Below are 18390 nucleotides of genomic sequence, written 5' to 3' on the forward strand. Positions count from 1 at the left end.
TTATACCGCCCGGCGAAAGGTGCGCGCTGTCCACGCCCGGGGCGGCGCGCCGACGGGGGTTCCACCAGGAATGCCTGCAGCCGTGTGCGCGGGAGTGCCGGACACACCTGCAGGGCGAAGCGGGGAACTGCCGAAATGCGGCTCCGGAGGTAACGGAATGCGCCCATTGGGGTCAGTCGGCCTGGCGGCCGCCGCGCGTTTGTCGGCGCTTGCGCCGTGGTGGGTTCCCAGTTTGGGAACGTGGGACCTGTGCGGGGATCTTGGGGCGCTACGGGTAGGTGAACTCGATGGCGAGCGCGAGGGCCCGACGTTCCTCCTCGGTGGCGGTGGAGGACTGGTTGCGTTCGCGGGCATAGCCGTGGACGGCCCGCACGAAGCTCTCCACCCAGTCGGTGAACAGTGCGCGCAGAGTCTGACGCGGCGCGCGGCCGGCACAGCGTGGGCCGAGGACGGCGACGGCCTGGTGGTCGCCGTCTGCCCGGTCGACGAGACAAAGGCCGTCGGCGAGGTCGTCCTGACCCTCTCGAGCGCGCGGGCGCGCCAGGTCGAGATCGGCTGGGTCTTCAATCCGGAGTACGCAGGCCGGGGTTACGCGACCGAGGCGGCGCGTGCGACCCCCAGCTGGCCTTCGCCGAGTTGGGCGTCCACCGGCTCTTCGCCCGCCTTGACGTGCTCAACACCGGGTCGGTGCGCGCATGCGAGCGCCTCGGCATGCGCCGGGAGGCCCACCTTGTCGAGAACGACCTCGACAACGGGCGCTGGGGCAGCGAGTACGTCTACGCGACGCTGGCCCAGGAGTGGAATCCCGATCAGGCCTGACAAAGAGGTCCAGCGGTGAGTGCTGTTCGAGTGCCTTGGTTCTTAGACGATTAAGTCCGAAGTCGGACCGGAGCGGCGTTGAGCGCCATCTGAGCAGGATCAGGGCTTCGTCGCTCCCATCTGGCTGGCACCGAGGCTGGCGACCACGGCGGTCAGTCGGTCCATCGTGTGGGCGATGCGGAGGCCGTCCATGTAGTCCCGGACATGCACGATCAGGCCGTTTCGGACCCGGAACACCAGGAGGCCGGGGAAGCTGAACGCCTGGCCGGTCGTGGTCACGGTCCCAGCGACGACCTGCTCGACGGTGATCACTTCGGGGTCGGTGCTCTCGTGGACGAGGACGTCGTGGATCTTCTGTGGCTGCGCTGAGCTCGCGCCCCAGGCCGCCCGATAGCCTGCACGGACCTCTTCGCGTCCCTGGTAGCGCTCGGGCATGCCAGGGAAGAGAAACGGGAACTCGTGCACGGCGTCGGCCGCGTACAGATCAGCCAGATCGTCCGCGGACTTGTCGAGCATCGCGCGGTGGTAGCGGGCCAGGACGTCGCGGGGGCTGAGGTCGGCCGAGGTGGTGTCCGGCATGACGGTGGGACTCCGTTCAGTCAGCGTGGGGACGAACTCGTTCGAGTGATGAACCGGAGTTCGGACCTGGGGACGAGACGAGGGCCTCCAAGTTCCGGTTGTGACGCCCGACTTGGAGCGTCTCTACGTGCTACGCGGTACCCGCAGGTGCCCCTCGCGCTTAAAGAACTACTTGTCGGCCTGCGTACGGCGCGGCCGGGGCTTCTCTGCCGGTGAGCAGCCGGGAACGAGCAGCGGGGCCGGGAAGGATGACCCGACGCTGTTGGTTAATCCGGCTCCCTGCGTGACGTCGGCTCAAGACCTGGTTGTGGTCTTGAAGGCCGACGTTGGCGTATGGGGAGGGTGTCGGTGTCGTTGCAGCCGCGGGGGTCGGCGGAAGTTCCGGTGGAAACAGCGCAGGTGGCACGTGCTGCCTTTCCCAAGGGCAGCCTCGCGATCCGGGTCCGGGATGAGCTGGGTGCTCTGTTCACAGACGAGCAGTTCGCGGATCTGTTTCCGGTGCGGGGGAAGCCCGCTTGGTCACCGGGGCGTCTGGCGATGGTGCTGATGTTGCAGTTCGTCGAGGGACTGACCGACCGGCAGGCCGCTGAGGCGGTGCGGGCCCGCATCGACTGGAAGTTCGCGCTACTGAGGTTTGAGGCGGGATGTCGTTGGGGGGTGACGGAATGTGATCGTCGCGGTATGCCGGTTGTGTGAGGTATCCGCAGGGTGGTGGGCTGACGCCTGAACGGCAGGTGTTTCGCGAGCGGATCCGGATGGAGGCCGCCGAGCGTTTCGTCGCAGGTGCCTCCAACGCGGAGGTCGCCATGGACTTACGGGTGAGTGTGCGCTCGGTGCAGCGGTGGCGACGGGCCTGGAAGGACGTCGGCACCGAGGGGCTGCGATCGGCTGGACCGGTCTCGAAGCCGAAACTGAGTGACAGGCTGTTCGCCGTCCTGGAAGTCGAGTTGGCCAAGGGTGCCGCGGCGCACGGCTGGCCGGACCAGACCTGGACTCTGGCCCGGATCAAGACGCTCATCGGGCGGCGGTTCCACAAGTCGTTCACGCTCTCCGGGATCTCGCTGATGCTGCGACGCCACGGCTGGAGCCACCAGGTCCCCGCGAAGCGTGCGGTGGAACGGGACGAGGCAGCCGTCGCCGGATGGGTGAAGGAGACCTGGCCATCCGCGGAAGCACCGCGGCGGCGCTCGACGCCTACCTCGTCTTCGAGGACGAGGCCGGCTTCTCGATGACGCCGCCCACCGCCCGCACCTGGTCCCACCGCGGCGACACCCCCATCGTCCGCGTCCGCGGGCGTTCCCAGCGCCGCATCTCCATCGGGCCGCCCTGGCCTGCTACAGGACAGGCGAGCGCTCCCGGCTGATCTACCGACCGATCGTCCATGCGGACCACAAGGCCGGCGGCCGCCGAAGCTTCGCCTGGACGGACTACCGCGACCTGCTGGCCACAGCCCACCAGCAACTCGGCAGGCCGATCGTCCTGATCTGGGACAATCTCAACGTCCACCGCGACCGCCGATTACGCGAGTTCATCGACTCCCACGCCTGGATCACCGTCCACTACCTGCCGCCCTATGCGCCACAGCTCAACCCGGTCGAGGGCATCTGGTCCCTCCTGCGAAGGCGCTGCCAGGCCAACACCGCCTTCACCGACGCCACCCACCTGATGGACACCCTGCGACGCGGCCTTCGCCAGGTCCAATACCGGCCCGACCTCATCGACGGATGCCTCACTGGCACCGGCCTCACGATGACGACATCACACCTCAAACCTCAGAAGCACCAGAGACATTGACTTAGACGTCGTCTCATTTGGATCGCTGGGTAATCTGCACCGTGTGGTGATGGTCGAGCGCATGGTGCCGGACGAGTTGTGGGAGCTGTTCCAGCGGGTGGTACCGCCTGCTCCATCGCGGCCGCAGGGTGGTGGTCGGCGCCGGTATGGGGATCGTGAGGTGCTGGCCGCGATCATCTTCGTGGCCACGACAGGCTGTACCTGGCGGCAGTTGCCGCCGGTCTTCGGCCCGTCGGGGCCGACTGCGCACCGGCGCTTCACCGAGTGGACCGCCGCCCGGGTCTGGGCGAAGCTGCACCGCCTCATCCTCGACGAGCTGGGCTCGCGCGGAGAGCTTGACTGGTCGCGCTGCGCCATCGACTCGGTGAACATGCGGGCCCTGAAAGGGGGGACCTGACAGGTCCGAATCCTGTGGACCGGGGCAAGAAAGGCTCGAAGATCCACTTGATCACCGAGCGGACCGGTTTACCCCTCTCCATCGGGATTTCCGGCGCGAACCTGCACGACAGCCAGGCACTCGAGCCACTCGTGTGCGGCATCCCGCCGATCCGATCCCGCCGCGGCCCGCGCCGACGACGGCCCGCCAAGCTGCACGCGGACAAGGGCTACGACTACGACCACCTGCGCCGATGGCTACGCCAGCGAGGCATCCGGCACCGCATCGCCCGCAAGGGCATCGAGTCCTCCACCCGGCTGGGCCGGCATCGCTGGACGATCGAGCGCACGATGTCCTGGCTGGGCGGCTGCCGCCGTTTGCACCGACGCTACGAACGCAAGGCCGAGCACTTCCTGGCCTTCACCGCCATTGCCTGCAACCTCATCTGCTACCGCCGACTCACCAAATGAGACGACGTCTTAGAGGTTGTCTCACGCGGCAAGTTCCGCGAGCTTCTTGTAGCAGGTCAGGGCGGCGGCCAGGCGGAGGAGGGCGAGGAAGCGCGAGCCCTTTCGTTCGTATCGGACGGTGAGGCGGCAGTAGCCGAAGAGCCAGGCGATCGACCGTTCGATCTTCCAGCGATGCCGACCGAGGCGTCCGCCGGACTCGATGCCGGGCCGCGCGATGCGCGCGACGAGCCCGCGCTCGCGCAGCCAGGCGTCACCCGGGCGTCGGTGGGCGCCGGGCAGATCGCCGCGAGGCAGTTCGCCGGCGGCGAGGCCCTCGCGGGGCTGCGTGCCGAGCACGGCTTCTCCGCTCTGGTCACCGTTCAAAGCGGGAACGCGAGCAGCATGCTGCTGTTCGATACCGGAGCGTCGCCGGACGGGCTGGCGGTGAACGCCGAGCGTCTTGGCATCGATGTCGGCGGCCTGCAGGGCGTCGTACTCAGCCACGGACACTTCGACCACGTGGGCGGCTTCGACGGCCCGGCCCGGCTCCGGCCTGCCGCTGACCGTCCACCCCGCGGTCTGGACCCGCCGCCGCCTGGAACTACCCGCCGGCCAGGGTCTGGAGATGCCCACGCTGTCACGGGGTGCCCTCGAACGCGAAGGGTTCGAGGTGATCGAGCGGCGGCAGCCGTCGCTGCTGACCGGTGGCATCCTGATCACCGGCGAGGTGGACCGCGTCACCGAGTTCGAGCACGGCATGCCGCGGGCACACCAGGCCTGGGACGGGAGCGGCTGGCGACACGACCCCGCCGTCATCGACGACCAGGCACTCGTCATCAACGTGCGCGGCCGGGGACTTGTCATCATCACCGGGTGCGGGCACGCCGGAGTGGTCAATCATCCGGCACGCCATGAGGCTGACCGGTGTCAGCAAACTGCTGGCCCTCATCGGCGGCTTCCGCCTGGGCGGTCCCGCCTTCGAGCCGGTCATCGGGCCGACGGTGGCCGCGCTCACCGAACTCGCACCCGAGCTGATCGCCCCCGGTCACTGCACCGGCTGGCGCGCCCAGCACACCCTCGCCGCGGCCCTCCCGGACGCATGGGTCCAGACCAGCGTCGGAACCACTTACACACTCAGCGCCCCCAGGGCGGGTGATGCCTGATCCCGGTTCAGCAGTCCCTGCTCGAACAGTGCAAGAGGAAGTGCAGCGTCGCCGTACGCGAACGTGCTGCCGGGGTGCCTCGGATGACACCCCGGGCGGTGTAAGCCGGCCGGCTCCCGCGTGAGTGTGCGGAGAATCGGGATCACGGACGAGGCCGGCAGGCTCTCGTCCGCAGCCAGAGCAGTCCAGCGGTCCGCCTATGAGCGCGGCGCAGGTCTGCTGGTCCTGGCCGTACACGCGGCCGCGCAGCAGCCGCTCATCGCCGTACACGCGGCCGAGCAGCAACTGCTCATCGCCGTTCATCCGTCCAGCGTTCCCGCCGCCACCGACAACAGAGGCCGCATGGCGACAGGCCCGACCTGGACGGAGGAGGCGTCCGCTGACCGGGACAAGTCCTGACACCGGCCGCTGCCGCGACGGGCCGTTCGGGGCCCACTGCTCCTTCAGGGGGGACCGGAGCAGGGAGCGGGCCCGAACGGGTACGGAGCCTGCTGACACCGTTGTCGCACACCCGTCGTTCCCTGTCCGGTCGCCCCGGTCTGCCCGGCGCGCTGGAGTGGGGCTTTGCGAGTAGCGTGGCTGATACGACGTGCTCATGGGCCGCTCCCGCTGCCGGCCTCTCCGTCGCTTTTTGCGTCCGCTGCCGGTCGTGGCGTGACATTCCCCTTGCGGCCCGGGCGCTGAATTCTCATGAAGCGGAATTCCGGACAAGTACTGGAGGGGCGATCATGGCCTTCGCCACTGCCGAGGACGGCACGCAGATCTATTTCAAGGACTGGGGATCGGGTCAACCGGTGGTCTTCTCCCATGGCTGGCCGCTGATCGCGGACGCGTGGGATCCGCAGCTGATGCTGATGGCGGACAACGGCTTCCGGGTCGTGGCCCACGACCGGCGCGGGGGCGGACGCTCGGGCCAGCCCTGGACGGGGAACGACCTCGACACTTACGCCGAAGATCTCGCCTCCGTCATCGAGGCCCTCGGCCTCCGCAACATGATCCTGGTCGGTCACTCGACCGGTGGCGGAGAGGTCACGCGCTACATCGGCCGGCACGGCACGGGCCGTGTCTCCAAGGCGGTCCTGCTGGGTGCGATCCCCCCGTTGATGCTCAAGACGGATGCGAATCCGGAGGGGCTGCCGATCGAGGTCTTCGACGAGATCAGGAAAGGCGTGCTGACGGACCGTTCCCAGTTCTACAAGGACCTCAGTGCCCCCTTCTACGGCGCCAACCGCGAAGGAGCGACCGTCTCCCAGGGAACCCGCGACGAGTTCTGGCTCTGGAGCATGACGGTCGGCATCAAGGCCGCCTACGACTGTGTCAAGGCGTTCTCGGAGACCGACCTCACCGAGGACCTGAGGACGTTCGACATTCCCACGCTGATCATTCACGGCGACGACGACCAGATCGTCCCCATCGTGGCCTCCGCGGAGAAATCGTCGCAGCTCGTCAAGGACGTGACCTTCAAGGTCTACTCGGGTGCTCCGCACGGTCTGTCGATGGTTCCCGAGTTCGCGGAACGGTTCAATGCCGACCTCCTCGAATTCGCCCGCGGCTGACCGGCGTGATTCAGGCGCTCCGGTGACAGCCGCTGAGAGACGGAAGGTCACCCATGCCTCACTCCATGCGCGCGCTCGTGGCCGTAAGGGCCGGCGAGCCCGCCGACGTGCTGCGGCTGGAATCCCGGCCTGTTCCCACGCCGGAGGCCGGTCAGGCGCTGATCCGTGTGAACGCGACTCCCATTCACGCCAGTGATCTGCACGTGCTGCGTGGCCGCTACGGTTTCTCCCCCGAATTCCCCGTTGTCGGGGGCCACATGGAATGCGTGGGCCGCATCGAGGCCCTGGGCCTGCACACCGAGGGACTGAAGATCGGCGAGCGTGTGGTGGCCGTTGCCGTACCGGCCGTACCCGGGCCGCGTGTGGCCGGCACCTGGCAGGAATACCTTGTCGCCGATACGCACAGGCTGCTGCCGGTCCCTGACCATCTGAGCGACTCCAGCGCCTGCCAACTCGCTGTCAACCCGCTGACCGCGCTGCTCCTCGTGACGCGCGAACTCGATGTACAGCCGGGTGAATGGTTGTTGCAGACGGCCGCGGGCTCCACCGTGGGCCGGCTCGTCATCCAGTTGTCCGGGCATCTGGGTATTCGCACGATCAATGTCGTACGGCGACGTGGTGCCGTCGAGGAGATAGAAGCGCTCGGTGGTGACGAGGTCATCTGCACGCAGGACGAGGACCTGGTGCAGCGGGTGGCTGAGATCGCGGGGCCGGTCGGCGTGCGGAAGGCCGTCGACTGTGTCGCGGGTCCCGTGGGTGCCCAGGTGTCCCAGGCGTTGGCGCCGGGAGGGGAACTCGTGGTCTACGGCGCGCTCTCGACCCATCGGCAGACCGACCCTGCGGCACTGACGATCCCGCTGCAGGCACGCTCGCTCATCTACGAGACGAAAACGGTCCGCGGCTTCTGGCTGAACCGCTGGTTCGGCACCACCTCACCCGAGATTGCGCTGCGCGCGCTGTCCCGGGTTCGCGGTCTCGTCGCTGATGAGGTGCTGAGCATCCCCCAGGGCCGGCCGTTCCCGCTCGAACGCTTCGCTGAAGCCGTCTCGCTCGCCGAAGCGCCCGCGCACGGCACCAAACCACTCTTCGTCTTCGAAGACGGCCGGGACGAAGGCGACAGGTAGGAAGCGGCACGCTATGTGGACTGGCCGCCGACCGTGAATTGGGGCCGGTATCCGGGTGTCGTCTCACATGCGTCGCTGCGGCATCCAATACACGCTCGTCGCGAGGACGCTTTTGCGTGGGAACCCTGCGTGCGCGACAGCCCGGCCGACCCGGCACTGGCCCGAAATGCAGGTGAAGATCGCGAGTCGGCCTTCTCTCTCGGCGCGAGTCGCGCCGCGTATGAGCCCGGGCCTCATATGGGCCGCTTGCCCGGCCAACTGCCGGCAATTTTTCCGCTCGACGGCCGACAGCGGCCAGAGCAGGTAGGCACGTGCCGTGGCCCAGGGCTCAACCCGTCTGAACCTGCCCACTATCCAGGCCATGACCTCGTCGAAAATCGCCCACCACCTGGCCCGCGGCCACCGCACAGCCTTCAGGAGTCCACACAACCCCTGATGATCACGCGGTGGCCATTCCTGCTACGGGCAGGCAGTGTTCACGCGTCGTAGTATTCGCAGTCGTCGCCCTGGACGCGCGCCCCCAGCACCCCAGCGATCTGCCGCATCTTCTTGAGAAGGAGTTCATCCGGGTGCTTCACCACGATCTGCCCCGCTCCCCAGTCCAACCAGGCGCCGTGAGTGTCCCGTTCGGGGTGGGTGACCATCTGGGCCAGCCACTCGTGCCGGTACTCCAACACTGCGTCCTGGCCCCGCGGAGAAACCCGGGCCACCTGAACCATCTCCAGTTCCGGGTCGGCAGCGACCACCGCCGCCCACTCCTGCGTCGTTATCTGCTCGCCCTCATCCACCCACCACGGCGTACGTCTGGTGATGTGCACGTCATAGCCCATGCCCGCACACTAAGGGGCGCCACTGACACCACGGACGCGATCACGAAGCCACACTGGAGTACTAGTCGCCGAGTGAGTGGTGACCGAGCAGGAACTCGACGAACTTGCCCCCATGTCGGCGATCTTGCCGTTGCAGCGTGTCCTGGCGCCACCACAGAGACCGGGGTACGAGATCGCCCGCAACTCCCTGATTGATCAGCCCGTGAGTGGAGGTGCGAACGCCCCCAGAGGCCCCCCACCATCTCTCACCGCAAAATGGATATAAGCCGCTCCCGCTCCCCGCGGAGACGATATCGGCGATTCGGAGGCACAGGCGATGTCCCCAGCCCGAGCCGATGGATGACGATCGGCGACTTCCTGCTCCGGCGTCTGGAGGAGGCCGGCGTCGGCCACCTCTTCGGTGTCCCCGGTGACTTCAATCTCGAACTGCTGCAGCAGCTCCAGGACACGGGCACGCTGAAATGGGTCGGCAACTGCAGTGAATTGAACGCGTCCTACGCAGCGGATGGCTATGCCCGGCTGAACGGCATGGGCGCGCTGCTCGTGACGAACGCCGTCGGCGCCCTGAGCGCGATCAACGGGGTCGCCGGCTCCTACAGCGAGCACGTGCCGGTGGTCTGTATCTGCGGGTCGATACCGCTCAAGTCCATCGATCGTGGCCTGGGGATGCACCACACGATGGCCGACGGCACATGGGACCGCTTCCTCGGCGCCTACGCGCAGGTGACCGCCGCCCAGGCCAGGCTGACCCCGCACAACGCGGTCACCGAGATCGACAGGCTGATCCTCACCGCCTGGCGGGAAAAGCTCCCGGTGTACCTGGAACTGCCCTCCGACATCGCCTATCTCGACATCGAGGTTCCCCAGGCCCCGCTGGTACTCGCGCAACCGCCCAGCGACCCGGAACGGCTGCGGTCGTGCGTCACCGCGATCGCAGCCCACCTGTCCGCCGCCAAGTCACCGGCGGTCCTGGTGGATCTGGACGTGGACCGGTTCGGCGTGGCAGCCGACGTCATGGGGCTGGCCGAGAAGATGCGGCTTCCCGTAGCAGTGATCAGCACAGCCAAGGCGGTCATCGACGAAACGTTCCCCCATTACGTCGGCATCTACAACGGCCAGGCAAGCGAACCGCACGTGCGCGCGGCGATCGAGACCAGCGACTGCCTGCTCTCCATCGGCTACCGGCCGATCGAGGTGACCACGGGCGACTTCACCGCTTCGCTGCCCGCCGACACGATCCACGCCCGGAGCCACTCGGTGGACGTCGGCGATGACAACTATCAGGCGGTGACGCTCCAGGAAGTCATCCGCGGCGTACTGGACGCCGTCCCGCGCGTCACGAGCCGCGCCGTACCGCAGCGGCCCGCGGCGACGGGAGCCCTGGCGAACGGATCCGCCCGCCTGACGCAGGCCGCGTACTGGCAGGCGGTCCAGGGCTACCTCCGGGCGGGTGACGTGCTCCTCCTCGACAACGGCACCTCGTACGCTCTTCTCGGCCTTAGCCTCCCGCCGGGCTGCACCTTCGTCGGATCGATCAACTGGGGCTCGATCGGCTACTCGGTCGCAGCCCTGCTCGGCACGCTGACCGCAGCACCAGACCGTCGCCACCTGCTGTTCCTGGGCGACGGCTCATTCCAGCTGACCGCGCAGGAGCTGTCGACCATCCTGCGGCACGACCACAAGCCGGTGATCTTCCTGATCAACCACGGCGGATACACCATCGAACGCGGTTACCTCGGCAGAACCGAGCAGTACAACGACATCGCGACCTGGGCTTACGCGGATCTACCGAGGGTGCTCCGCCCGGACACCACGGCGCGATCGTTCGTCGTCAAGACCACCGCGGACCTGGCGGAGGCCCTCAGCGCGCCCAACGACACGCTGATCTTCATCGAAGCGGTCATGGATCCCTACGACGCTCCCGCCGCGGTCATGGCCAGCAGCAACACCGGCGCGGACATCGACTACGGGCCTCGCGGCCCGCAGCACCGCGACAACGTACAGCTCAGGCCCGCCTGACTCCCCCGCCGAACAAGCCGGGACAAGCGGCAGGTCCGGATGTTGGATCGGTGGGACGCAGCCCAGCACGCGTCGAGTCTGAACGCGTTGACCGGCGCAGGAGGCAGTGCCGCTCAGTCCGTGAGGCCCTCGATCGCCACGGGAAGGTGGCGGGGGCCGCGCAGCACGGCGTTGGCGCGGTACGGCGGCGGGTCCTCGAGCAGCCCGGAGAACCTGACCCGGCGGAACAGCTCGGGCACGGCCACATGGAGTTCGATGCGGGCGAGGGGGGCGCCGAAGCAGTAGTGGATGCCGGTGTACATGCCCAGGTGTTCGTTGTCCTTGCGGTCGGGGTCGAACCGGTCGGGGTCCTTGAAGCGTTTGGGGTCGCGGTTGGCCGCGGCCAGCATGAGCCAGACCGGCGAGCCGGCCGGGATCGTGGTGCCGGCGACCTCGATATCGGCCAGGGCGGTGGTGAATGGGATGAACTGGACCGGGGGCTCGTAGCGCAGCACTTCCTCGATGAGTGGGACGGCCAGGTCCAGGTCCTTCTGGAACCGCTCGAGGAGGTCGGGGTGGCGCAGCAGGGTGAGGGTCGTGTTGGTGATCGCGTTGACGGTGGTCTCGTGGCCGGCGACCAGGAGCAGCACCGCCGTGGCCTCCAGGTCCGCCGGCGTCATGTCGGGGGCGAGCGCGCTGAGCATCCCGGGGCCGGGGTGGCGGCGTTTGGTCTCGATCAGATCGGTCAGGTACGCGCCCATGTCCTGGCGCGCCTGCTGCGCCTTCGCCTGACCGTCGCCGCCGGCCTGGGGATCGAGGGACGACGCCAGCGCATCGGCCCAGCCGTGGAAGCGCGGTTCGTCCTCGCGCGGCACGCCGAGGACCTTGCAGATGGCGGTGACGGGAAGGGGGTAGGAGAAGGCCTCGACGATGTCGACCTGGTCCTTGCCTTCGAAGGCGTCGAGCAACTCGGTGACGACCTTGGTCAGTTCTCCGCGCAGGTCGTCGAGGAACCTGGGGCTGTGCGGGGGGCCGAAGGGCCGGTTGATGGTGTCGCGCAGCCGGTCGTGCACGGGTGGGTCGGTGAAGATGAAGCTGGGCGGCAGACCGGTCTCCGGGTCCGGCTGCCCCACGCGGGCGTAGCCGGACGGGCGGTTGCTCGTGTCGTTGCTCAGCCGCGGGTCGTTGGCCAGGCTCCGCACCTCGTAGTAGGTGCTGACCACGTAGGTGCCGTCGTCCTCCCGCCTGACCGGTTGCTTGCGCAGTTCCGCGTAGAGCGGGTAGGGATTGGCCCGATTGGCGTAGTCGGTGATCTGCGCGACGAGGGTGCCGGACGTCATGGTGTCTCCTGAGGGCTCCGGGCGTTGCAGGGCCGGTGATCAGGCATGCGCCGGAACGAAAGTGACACGCCGCTCGCTCGGCGAGTGACCCGTCAGCGTGACCGTGGCCCCATGGGTGGGAAGATGGGGGTCGGGGAAGGCCGGGTCGATCGGATCCAGCGTCTCGGTGCGGCGGTCGACCGTGCGGTACTCCGGCGGGAAGGGGGCACCGGCCGCGATCTGCTGCTCGTAGAACCCCAGCCACCTGGCCCCGTCGAAGGCCACCGCGGCGATGACGCGGCCCCGGTAGCCGTAGACCGCCACGAACCGCTCCTCCGTTAGTGTCCCCTGGGCGACGACCAGGTGGTCGCCCAGCGAGGGGACACCTACCGACTTGATGTTGACACCGAACTGGGAGGACCAGAACATCGGCAGCCACAGATGCGGACGGCGATCCGGACCCGCACAGATCATGTTGTGGGCGGCGACCTCGGCCTGCTCGACCGCGTTGCCCCAGTGCTCCAGCGCCAGGAACTGGTAGTCGAACAGCGGGTGAGGGCTGCGGGCGACGTCACCGGCGGCGTAGATGTCGTCGGTGACGATGCCGTTGACGTCGAACACCCGGCACCCGGCGTCGCACGCGATCCCCCGGGGACCCGCGGCCACGCCCGAGCCGGCGAGCCATTCCGTGTTCCGCATGGCACCGAGCGAGACGACCGCCACCTCCACGTCGATCGCCGAACCGTCGGACAGATGGGCGCGCCTGAGCCGTCCCACATCGTCCCCCTCCAGGGCGGTCACGCTGACCCCGCACCGCAGATCGACCCCATGCTTGCGCTGCAGCCGGTCCGCGACCGCGCCGATCACCCCGCCGAGCGCGCCCACCAGCGGCGCCGGGCCGCGCTCGGCGACCGTGACCTCAAGGCCCAGCTCCCGGCAGGCGGAGGCGACCTCCGAGCCCGTGAAGCCGGCGCCGATCACCAGCACCCGGGCCACGCCCCCGGTCAGCTTCCGGCGCAGGCGTGCGGAGTCGTCACGCGTACGCAGCCCGAACACCCCGTCCAGCGCGGCCTCTTCCGGGTGGAACCAGGGCCGCGCCCTGGTCCCGGTCGTGATCAGCAGGCGGTCGTAGGGGACGGTGTCGCCGTTCGCCAGCCGTACCTGCTTGGCGGCCCGGTCCAGGCTCTCGGCGGCGACGCCCAGACGCCACTCGGCGTCGATGTCGCGCCGCCGCGGCAGCGCGGTGTCCTCGGGGCGTGCCCGCCCGAGCAACGCCTGCTTGGACAGCGGCGGGCGGTCGTAGGGCTCGTACGGCTCGTCGCCGATCATGGTCAGGGATCCGGTGAAGCCCTGCTCGCGCAGCGTCTCCGCCGCGCGCAGACCGGCCAGCGAGGCTCCGACCACGACGATGCGGCCCTGGCGCCGCAGGACCTCGACGTCCGTGTCAGCCGACATGGGACTGCACGCCCTGCGTCGGCTCGTCGGAGTAGTCGACCAGGATGGCCTGGACCGGGCAGGCGGCAGCGGCCTTCTGCACCCGGTCACGTTGTGCCTCGTCGAAGCGAGGGGAGAACAGCAGCGCCTCTTCCCCGTGGAGGGCGAAGATGTCCGGGGCGAGAAAGACGCACTGTGCGAATCCCTGGCACCGGTTGAGATCGACGACAAGCCTCATCGGGAACCCGCTCCCTGCGCGGGCCGCGGTCCCCGCAGGGTCCGCAGCCGTGTGCGCTCGGTCCATACGGTGGTCGGCATGCCTCTTTCAGGATGGGCCTGTGCGCAGGGCGCTCGCAAGGTGAAGGCTGCCGGGCAGGCCGATGCTCACCCGACCGGCCAACCGCAAGGGAGACGAGGCGCTGTCGGCCGCCTGAACGCCGGACGGACGGGGGCGCGACTCGGGCGGCCGTACGCACTGGCTCCCTCCGGACCGCCGCGACGGCCTTCACATCTGGCAGGGCTCCGGTCCCGACTGCCCGCCTCGTTGAGGCTCAGACGGTCTTGCCGTCGAGCGTGTAGCGGACGCCGCAGTTCTGTGCGAGTGGGCGAGCTGCAACTGGACAGGCGGGGTGTCGTAACGGACGGCGTTTCCGCAGCCGGTAGAGCACGTCATCGCACAGATCCTGCAGTGGCCGCTCAAGGTGTGCCAGCACCCGTTGGAGGGTGTCCGGTGACGGTGAGGTTCGCAGCAGTGACGCGGTGTAGAAGGCGAGGACGCTGCCGTCGGCGACGGAGATCGTGGTGGCGGCGAAGGGGGGTCCCTCGGCGGTGCCCAGAGGAGGTCCGGTGGGCAGGTCGGGCATTCCGGTGGTCCTGGTGCAGTTTTGCGCGAGCGGGTCGTGGACCGCATACACGCAGCTTGCCGTGAGTGGCATGGGATCGCCGGGCGGCAGAGCTGCGCCTTCCTCGGCGAGGCTTTGGCGGTGTCGTCGAGGAGGGCGAGGGGCTCGTCGGGCTCCAGGTCAAGAGCGGCCAGGGAGCGGGCGGCGGCCCCTATCTATCCCATGGTGGTGGCCGCAAGGAGGCCTTGGCCGGCGACTTCACCGACCACCAGTGCAGTGCGGGCGCCGGACAGGGCGAAGGTGTCGAACCCACTGCCTCCCCCCACCGCGGTCGGCACGTACCGGTGCGCGGTTTCCACGGTGGTCCGCGTGTCGGGGTGGTGCAGCAGCAGGTGACGCTGGACCGTCGGAGCGATGTGTGTTCGCGGGTGTAGCAAACTGGGGCCGCCTCCGGTTGTTGATATCGCGGCCGGTGTGGGCGAGATCGGTGCACGTAGCACGGCACAGCTGCTTGTCCGGCTCCGTCACGTCGAGTCCGGCCGCAACTCGCTCCTCCCGACAGACCGCGGTCTCGTGTCGCCGCACGCAGGTCATTCCCAGACCGTGGTGGATGTCGGGATGCTTGCTGGCCAGCAGGCGTCGCCATCGTCGACTGGAAGTCGACGGCGTGGTGGGAGTTCGGCGCGCTCCAGGCACAACTGCGCCGCGACGGTGTGCCGTCGGTGGTGTGCACCCCGGACGACCTGCACGACGACACCGGGCGGGGTCTGTTCACGCGTGATGGAGACGGGCGCCCGCGGCCGGTTACGGTAGTCCACCGGCGTGCCGTACTCACCGACTTGCTGTCCCGCTACGGAGCTGCCCTCACCGAGCATCCGATGACGCGTGCCTGGGCGGACGGAGCACGTGTCATGGTCAATCCCTGCACCAGCAACGTGGCACACAGGAAGTCGGTCCTGGCCCTGCTCACCGACCCACGCACCCGCTGTCTGCTGCCGAAGACCGAGGCAAAAGGGGCGGGGAACCTCGTACCGTGGATGAGGCTCCTGCGTCCAGGACCTACGACCTGTCCCGACGGACGTACGGCGGACCTGCTGGAGTTCGCCCGCCCCCGACGCGAGCACCTGGTGCTCAAGCCCAACGACGACTACGGCGGGACCGGCATCGTGTGCGTCCGGCGCACCACGGACGCCGCCTGGCGCACCGCCCTCGGCCGGGTCCTGACGATCCCGCACGTGATCCAGGAACGCCTCTCCATCCCCACCGCCCCCTACGCCGTCCTGGAACATGGCCGACTGCGGATCAGGCGGTGCTGTGAAAGCGTGGATCCCTTCCTCTTCGGCACCAAGGCCCGGGATGCATCTCCCGCGTCTCCACCGCCCCACTGAGGAACGTCACCACCGGCGGCTCCATCGTCCCCGTCTTCCGCATCGCGCCCCGCCCGTGCGCATAGCCGCCTCTCCAACAGCGGTCCACGCCCGCCACACCTCAAAGAGCTACTCCCCGACCCGCGAGTAGACCGTGCCGTCCCCGTCCGTCAGACGGCACACCTGACGGCCCGCGGGGTCGAGCACCGCGGTCAGCCGCACCTCGATCACGGACGCGTGATCGAACTCGTCCAGACCGAACAGAACGGCCCCGGCCGACCCGGCCGGCACCGGCGGAGGGACAGGCTCCAGCCGCACCCGCACCTCGCCACCGCGGATGAGGCACACGCCTCGGCTACAGCGGTCCGCCCCTCGCCCCTCTGGTCCAGGGTCCGGTGAAACGCAGGACCGCCATCCAGCCGAAGCTCACAGCAGAGACTCCGGCCTGAGAAAGTCGGGCCGGAGCCGCTCAGGCAGCCTGCTCTGGCTCGACTCTGTCGTGGGCCGCCTGTCGGCATGACCAGCGACCGAAAGACAGTGTCGAGTCGAACGGGATCGGATGGTCTTGCCTGGTGTCGACAGGCGACACGGTGACCTGCTGACACCTGTGTGTTACCACTGCGCACGGAGTTGTTCGTAGGCTATCGGGCGAATGACGATAAAATTACCCAAATCGGTGGCCTGGCTTCCCGGACCTAGGCTGCTGCTCGAGCTGTGCGACCTTGGGGAGCGGCACGGTGGCGAGGTCTCCTGAGGGACACGGAGTCACGCACAGCGCCGGTGCACGGAGCAGATTGCTGCCCGTACTGCCTGCTCTGCTGCTGTTCATCGGCCTGTTCGTCGGCCTCTTCACACCCCGTGATGTCAGGCCGGATGCCTTCCTCGCCACGGCCATGATTTCTGCCGCCGCGTTGCTGCCCCTGTGGGGGACCGTCCTCATCGGAGTGGGCGCGTGCGCCATCTTTGTCGGCCTGATGGTGGACTTCAATGATCTGGGGGATGCGACCGCCTACTCTGAGCTCGCCACCCTCGCGGCGATTGCGGCATTCGCCGTCTTCTTCAACCGCCTGCTTGGCCGACGCGCTCATCAGCTTGTCCTGGTCCGCTCAGTGGCCGAGACGGCCCAGCTGGCGGTGCTGCATCCGGTACCGCGACACCTCGGGCACGTCACGCTCGAGAGCCTGTACCTGGCCGCCGCGGCGGAAGCCCGGATCGGCGGCGACCTGTACGAGGCCATGCACACCCCGCACGGCGTACGGCTGCTTATCGGTGACGTACGCGGCAAGGGCCTGCTCGCGATCCAGACGGCCGCGACGCTGCTCAGCGCCTTCCGCGAGGCCGCCCACGACGCGCCCGACCTGCCCCACCTCGCGCGCCGCCTGGAGACGAGCATGAGCCGCCATGCTTCCCAGTACCCAGGGCTCCCGGGCTCGGAGATCGCTGAACGTTTCATCACCGCCCTCCTCGCCGAGATCCCGGACGATGAACCGGTCGTCCGGACCGTCACCTGCGGCCACCCGCCCCCGCTGCTGCTGCACCGCGGCGAGGTCCGGGAGCTGCAGCCCTCCGCTCCGTCACCGCCGCTCAACCTCGGCATGCTGGTGGGCGACGGGTACCACGTCGACCTCGCCCCCTTCCACCCCGGAGACCAGCTCTTGCTGTACACCGACGGGGTCACTGAAACTCGCGACCGCTCCGGCGCCTTCTACCCCCTCACCGAACGCATCCGCTCATGGAGCGGCGAGGCGCCCCATCACCTCCTCGACCATCTCCACCGCGACCTGATCGCCTACAGCGGCGGCGAGCTCGACGACGACATCGCTGCCCTCGTCGCCCGGCGCCGCCCGAGCCTCTGAGCGTGAGATGAGGCCCTGCCCTACTCAGGCTTGCCGGAACTCGTTCGAGGTGCCCGAAGCCGGGCCACCCTTGCTTGCCACCAACTCGCTACGAACGCGCGCTACTTGGCACCACTCGACGCATCGGGGCTCTCGCCGCTGTAGTGAATCGGGTACTCGGTGGTGTAGTCCTCGACAGGCGTGACCATGTCTGCGGCGTATTGGGCACGCGCCCGCCGGTCCTCGTCGCTGAGTGGAGGATGCACGGGGTCTGTGGCCGGCGCGCGCCAGAGCTGGATCAGGTGGCGTTCTCCGTGATCGCCGATGCCGGGGTCGGGGTCGTCGGCGTGGCAGTACAGACGCATGCGTACCGAGTCACCGTCCTCGGCGGTCGGCGGCACGTCCAAGGGTGGTTCCTCTTCGGGCCAGGCGTCCCAGAAATCGCCCTGCCCGATGGTGGCGAGGCAGAAGGCAGGGGCGTCGGCCCGCAGGCTCATTTCCTCCGCGGGCTCCCAGCCACCGTCTGTTTCAGGGCCGGGCGGGGTGTCGTGGACCTGGACGGTCATCTGCAGCGGGCCGGTGTCGGTGGTGGGCAGGACGACGGCGGTGGCCGCGGTAAGAGGGCCGCAGCGCCAGCCGAACGGCATCTCGGATGGGAAGTCGTAATCGTCGTCGAAACCGATGAGGTAGCCGTGCTCGCCGACGTCGACGGTGAACGTCACTTCACGGAGCAGCATGCAGACCCTCCTTCATCGGAGAGCTGCCCCGCTCCCCGAACACCGTGGGATGCCGGGCACCCTGCCTGGCGGCGAGTGTAGCCACGGTTGGACGATCCCGTAGGAGGGGTCGTGGTCCATGACGTGCATCTGGCCGCGCCAGGCGGTGATACGTCCGCCCCGGGCCTC

The 18390-nt window shown here is 68.5% G+C and carries 20 protein-coding genes and 4 pseudogenes; 14 read left to right on the forward strand and 10 right to left on the reverse strand.

Going from position 1 to position 18390, the window contains the following annotated elements:
• Positions 1-463: 463 nt before the first annotated feature.
• Positions 464-556, forward strand: a pseudogene (locus tag BFF78_RS49905) (GNAT family N-acetyltransferase); the annotation flags it as partial.
• A gap of 131 nt (positions 557-687) precedes the next feature.
• A complete protein-coding gene (locus BFF78_RS49910) occupies positions 688-819 on the forward strand; it encodes a GNAT family N-acetyltransferase (RefSeq protein ID WP_418346785.1) in 132 nt (43 codons plus the stop codon).
• A gap of 99 nt (positions 820-918) precedes the next feature.
• Here the strand turns inward: BFF78_RS49910 and BFF78_RS00380 are convergent, their stop codons facing one another.
• Positions 919-1398, reverse strand: coding sequence for a nuclear transport factor 2 family protein (locus BFF78_RS00380; protein WP_069776411.1), 480 nt, complete (start codon positions 1396-1398; stop codon positions 919-921).
• 333 nt (positions 1399-1731) lie between these two features.
• On the opposite strand from BFF78_RS00380, the pseudogene BFF78_RS00385 reads away from it, so the two are divergent.
• The 3 genes and pseudogenes from BFF78_RS00385 to BFF78_RS44435 all read left to right on the forward strand — a co-directional run.
• Positions 1732-2025: pseudogene (locus tag BFF78_RS00385) on the forward strand (transposase); the annotation flags it as partial.
• A gap of 65 nt (positions 2026-2090) precedes the next feature.
• Positions 2091-3192, forward strand: a pseudogene (locus BFF78_RS50430) (IS630 family transposase).
• Between the two features lie 49 nt (positions 3193-3241).
• Positions 3242-4038 (forward strand): IS5 family transposase gene (locus tag BFF78_RS44435; protein WP_107440905.1). Its coding sequence is split into 2 segments (ribosomal slippage): positions 3242-3577 and positions 3580-4038, totalling 795 coding nucleotides; the frame shifts between segments, so codons are not numbered across the junction.
• A gap of 21 nt (positions 4039-4059) precedes the next feature.
• On the opposite strand, the gene BFF78_RS49915 is transcribed toward BFF78_RS44435, so the two are convergent.
• Positions 4060-4374 carry a hypothetical protein gene (locus BFF78_RS49915; RefSeq protein ID WP_159032897.1) on the reverse strand — a complete coding sequence of 105 codons (315 nt, stop codon included), beginning with the start codon at positions 4372-4374 and terminating at the stop codon, positions 4060-4062.
• 45 nt (positions 4375-4419) lie between these two features.
• On the opposite strand from BFF78_RS49915, the pseudogene BFF78_RS49920 reads away from it, so the two are divergent.
• Positions 4420-4638 (forward strand): annotated as a pseudogene (locus BFF78_RS49920) (MBL fold metallo-hydrolase); the annotation flags it as partial.
• Positions 4639-4654: 16 nt separating this feature from the next.
• Here the strand turns inward: BFF78_RS49920 and BFF78_RS47565 are convergent.
• On the reverse strand, positions 4655-4918 hold the full coding sequence (locus tag BFF78_RS47565) for a hypothetical protein (protein WP_227026198.1): 264 nt from the start codon (positions 4916-4918) through the stop codon (positions 4655-4657).
• Between the two features lie 10 nt (positions 4919-4928).
• Between BFF78_RS47565 and BFF78_RS00415 the strand changes: the two genes are divergently transcribed.
• The 4 genes from BFF78_RS00415 to BFF78_RS00430 all read left to right on the forward strand — a co-directional run bounded on the left by BFF78_RS00415 (position 4929) and on the right by BFF78_RS00430 (position 7860).
• Positions 4929-5180 carry an MBL fold metallo-hydrolase gene (locus BFF78_RS00415; protein ID WP_069776417.1) on the forward strand — a complete coding sequence of 84 codons (252 nt, stop codon included), beginning with the start codon at positions 4929-4931 and terminating at the stop codon, positions 5178-5180.
• 120 nt (positions 5181-5300) lie between these two features.
• Positions 5301-5579 carry a hypothetical protein gene (locus tag BFF78_RS00420; protein WP_069776418.1) on the forward strand — a complete coding sequence of 93 codons (279 nt, stop codon included), beginning with the start codon at positions 5301-5303 and terminating at the stop codon, positions 5577-5579.
• A 329-nt stretch (positions 5580-5908) separates the two neighbouring features.
• Positions 5909-6736 (forward strand): alpha/beta fold hydrolase, encoded by an 828-nt coding sequence (locus BFF78_RS00425; RefSeq protein ID WP_069776419.1) that lies wholly within the window; start codon positions 5909-5911, stop codon positions 6734-6736.
• A 65-nt stretch (positions 6737-6801) separates the two neighbouring features.
• Complete coding sequence (locus BFF78_RS00430; protein ID WP_069783279.1) at positions 6802-7860, forward strand: zinc-dependent alcohol dehydrogenase family protein; 1059 nt, start codon at positions 6802-6804, stop codon at positions 7858-7860.
• 476 nt (positions 7861-8336) lie between these two features.
• Here BFF78_RS00430 and BFF78_RS00440 read toward each other — a convergent pair whose 3' ends face one another.
• Complete coding sequence (locus tag BFF78_RS00440) at positions 8337-8690, reverse strand: hypothetical protein (RefSeq protein WP_069776420.1); 354 nt, start codon at positions 8688-8690, stop codon at positions 8337-8339.
• Between the two features lie 339 nt (positions 8691-9029).
• Here BFF78_RS00440 and BFF78_RS00445 point away from each other — a divergent pair, with 339 nt between their 5' ends.
• Positions 9030-10709: an alpha-keto acid decarboxylase family protein gene (locus BFF78_RS00445; RefSeq protein ID WP_069776421.1), complete on the forward strand. Its 1680-nt coding sequence runs from the start codon at positions 9030-9032 to the stop codon at positions 10707-10709.
• A gap of 113 nt (positions 10710-10822) precedes the next feature.
• On the opposite strand, the gene BFF78_RS00450 is transcribed toward BFF78_RS00445, so the two are convergent.
• The 4 genes from BFF78_RS00450 to BFF78_RS00465 form a co-directional block, all read right to left on the reverse strand.
• Positions 10823-12028: a cytochrome P450 gene (locus BFF78_RS00450; RefSeq protein ID WP_069776422.1), complete on the reverse strand. Its 1206-nt coding sequence runs from the start codon at positions 12026-12028 to the stop codon at positions 10823-10825.
• A 39-nt stretch (positions 12029-12067) separates the two neighbouring features.
• Positions 12068-13462 (reverse strand): NAD(P)/FAD-dependent oxidoreductase, encoded by a 1395-nt coding sequence (locus tag BFF78_RS00455; RefSeq protein ID WP_069776423.1) that lies wholly within the window; start codon positions 13460-13462, stop codon positions 12068-12070.
• On the reverse strand, positions 13452-13679 hold the full coding sequence (locus BFF78_RS00460) for a ferredoxin (protein WP_069776424.1): 228 nt from the start codon (positions 13677-13679) through the stop codon (positions 13452-13454). Before BFF78_RS00460 ends, BFF78_RS00455 begins: the two co-directional genes overlap by 11 nt.
• 313 nt (positions 13680-13992) lie before the next feature.
• Positions 13993-14376: a SpoIIE family protein phosphatase gene (locus BFF78_RS00465; protein ID WP_079161056.1), complete on the reverse strand. Its 384-nt coding sequence runs from the start codon at positions 14374-14376 to the stop codon at positions 13993-13995.
• On the opposite strand from BFF78_RS00465, the gene BFF78_RS45875 reads away from it, so the two are divergent.
• Entirely contained in the window at positions 14370-14717 is a 348-nt protein-coding gene (locus BFF78_RS45875; RefSeq protein ID WP_159032899.1) for a hypothetical protein, read from the forward strand. The genes BFF78_RS00465 and BFF78_RS45875 overlap by 7 nt on opposite strands.
• A 477-nt stretch (positions 14718-15194) precedes the next feature.
• Positions 15195-15671, forward strand: a complete 477-nt coding sequence (locus BFF78_RS00475) for a hypothetical protein (protein WP_159032900.1) — start codon at positions 15195-15197, stop codon at positions 15669-15671.
• 108 nt (positions 15672-15779) lie between these two features.
• Here BFF78_RS00475 and BFF78_RS00480 read toward each other — a convergent pair whose 3' ends face one another.
• On the reverse strand, positions 15780-15998 hold the full coding sequence (locus tag BFF78_RS00480) for a hypothetical protein (protein WP_069776428.1): 219 nt from the start codon (positions 15996-15998) through the stop codon (positions 15780-15782).
• A 446-nt stretch (positions 15999-16444) separates the two neighbouring features.
• On the opposite strand from BFF78_RS00480, the gene BFF78_RS00485 reads away from it, so the two are divergent.
• The gene (locus tag BFF78_RS00485; protein ID WP_227025650.1) at positions 16445-17506 is read left to right on the forward strand and encodes a PP2C family protein-serine/threonine phosphatase; all 1062 of its coding nucleotides are present in this window, start codon (positions 16445-16447) and stop codon (positions 17504-17506) included.
• A 101-nt stretch (positions 17507-17607) separates the two neighbouring features.
• Here the strand turns inward: BFF78_RS00485 and BFF78_RS00490 are convergent, their stop codons facing one another.
• The gene (locus tag BFF78_RS00490; protein WP_069776430.1) at positions 17608-18222 is read right to left on the reverse strand and encodes a hypothetical protein; all 615 of its coding nucleotides are present in this window, start codon (positions 18220-18222) and stop codon (positions 17608-17610) included.
• Between the last annotated feature and the right edge of the window lie 168 nt (positions 18223-18390).

Source organism: Streptomyces fodineus (assembly GCF_001735805.1).
Classification (GTDB): domain Bacteria; phylum Actinomycetota; class Actinomycetes; order Streptomycetales; family Streptomycetaceae; genus Streptomyces; species Streptomyces fodineus.

Bases quoted from the DNA above. Each gene is read 5' to 3' on its own strand.
- BFF78_RS00380 (WP_069776411.1), bottom strand. From the start codon at position 1,398: ATGCCGGACACCACCTCGGCCGACCTCAGCCCCCGCGACGTCCTGGCC.
- BFF78_RS47565 (WP_227026198.1), bottom strand. From the start codon at position 4,918: ATGATTGACCACTCCGGCGTGCCCGCACCCGGTGATGATGACAAGTCC.
- BFF78_RS00415 (WP_069776417.1), top strand. From the start codon at position 4,929: ATGAGGCTGACCGGTGTCAGCAAACTGCTGGCCCTCATCGGCGGCTTC.
- BFF78_RS00425 (WP_069776419.1), top strand. From the start codon at position 5,909: ATGGCCTTCGCCACTGCCGAGGACGGCACGCAGATCTATTTCAAGGAC.
- BFF78_RS00430 (WP_069783279.1), top strand. From the start codon at position 6,802: ATGCGCGCGCTCGTGGCCGTAAGGGCCGGCGAGCCCGCCGACGTGCTG.
- BFF78_RS00440 (WP_069776420.1), bottom strand. From the start codon at position 8,690: ATGGGCTATGACGTGCACATCACCAGACGTACGCCGTGGTGGGTGGAT.
- BFF78_RS00445 (WP_069776421.1), top strand. From the start codon at position 9,030: ATGACGATCGGCGACTTCCTGCTCCGGCGTCTGGAGGAGGCCGGCGTC.
- BFF78_RS00450 (WP_069776422.1), bottom strand. From the start codon at position 12,028: ATGACGTCCGGCACCCTCGTCGCGCAGATCACCGACTACGCCAATCGG.
- BFF78_RS00455 (WP_069776423.1), bottom strand. From the start codon at position 13,462: ATGTCGGCTGACACGGACGTCGAGGTCCTGCGGCGCCAGGGCCGCATC.
- BFF78_RS00460 (WP_069776424.1), bottom strand. From the start codon at position 13,679: ATGAGGCTTGTCGTCGATCTCAACCGGTGCCAGGGATTCGCACAGTGC.
- BFF78_RS00465 (WP_079161056.1), bottom strand. From the start codon at position 14,376: ATGCCACTCACGGCAAGCTGCGTGTATGCGGTCCACGACCCGCTCGCG.
- BFF78_RS00475 (WP_159032900.1), top strand. From the start codon at position 15,195: ATGGTCAATCCCTGCACCAGCAACGTGGCACACAGGAAGTCGGTCCTG.
- BFF78_RS00490 (WP_069776430.1), bottom strand. From the start codon at position 18,222: ATGCTGCTCCGTGAAGTGACGTTCACCGTCGACGTCGGCGAGCACGGC.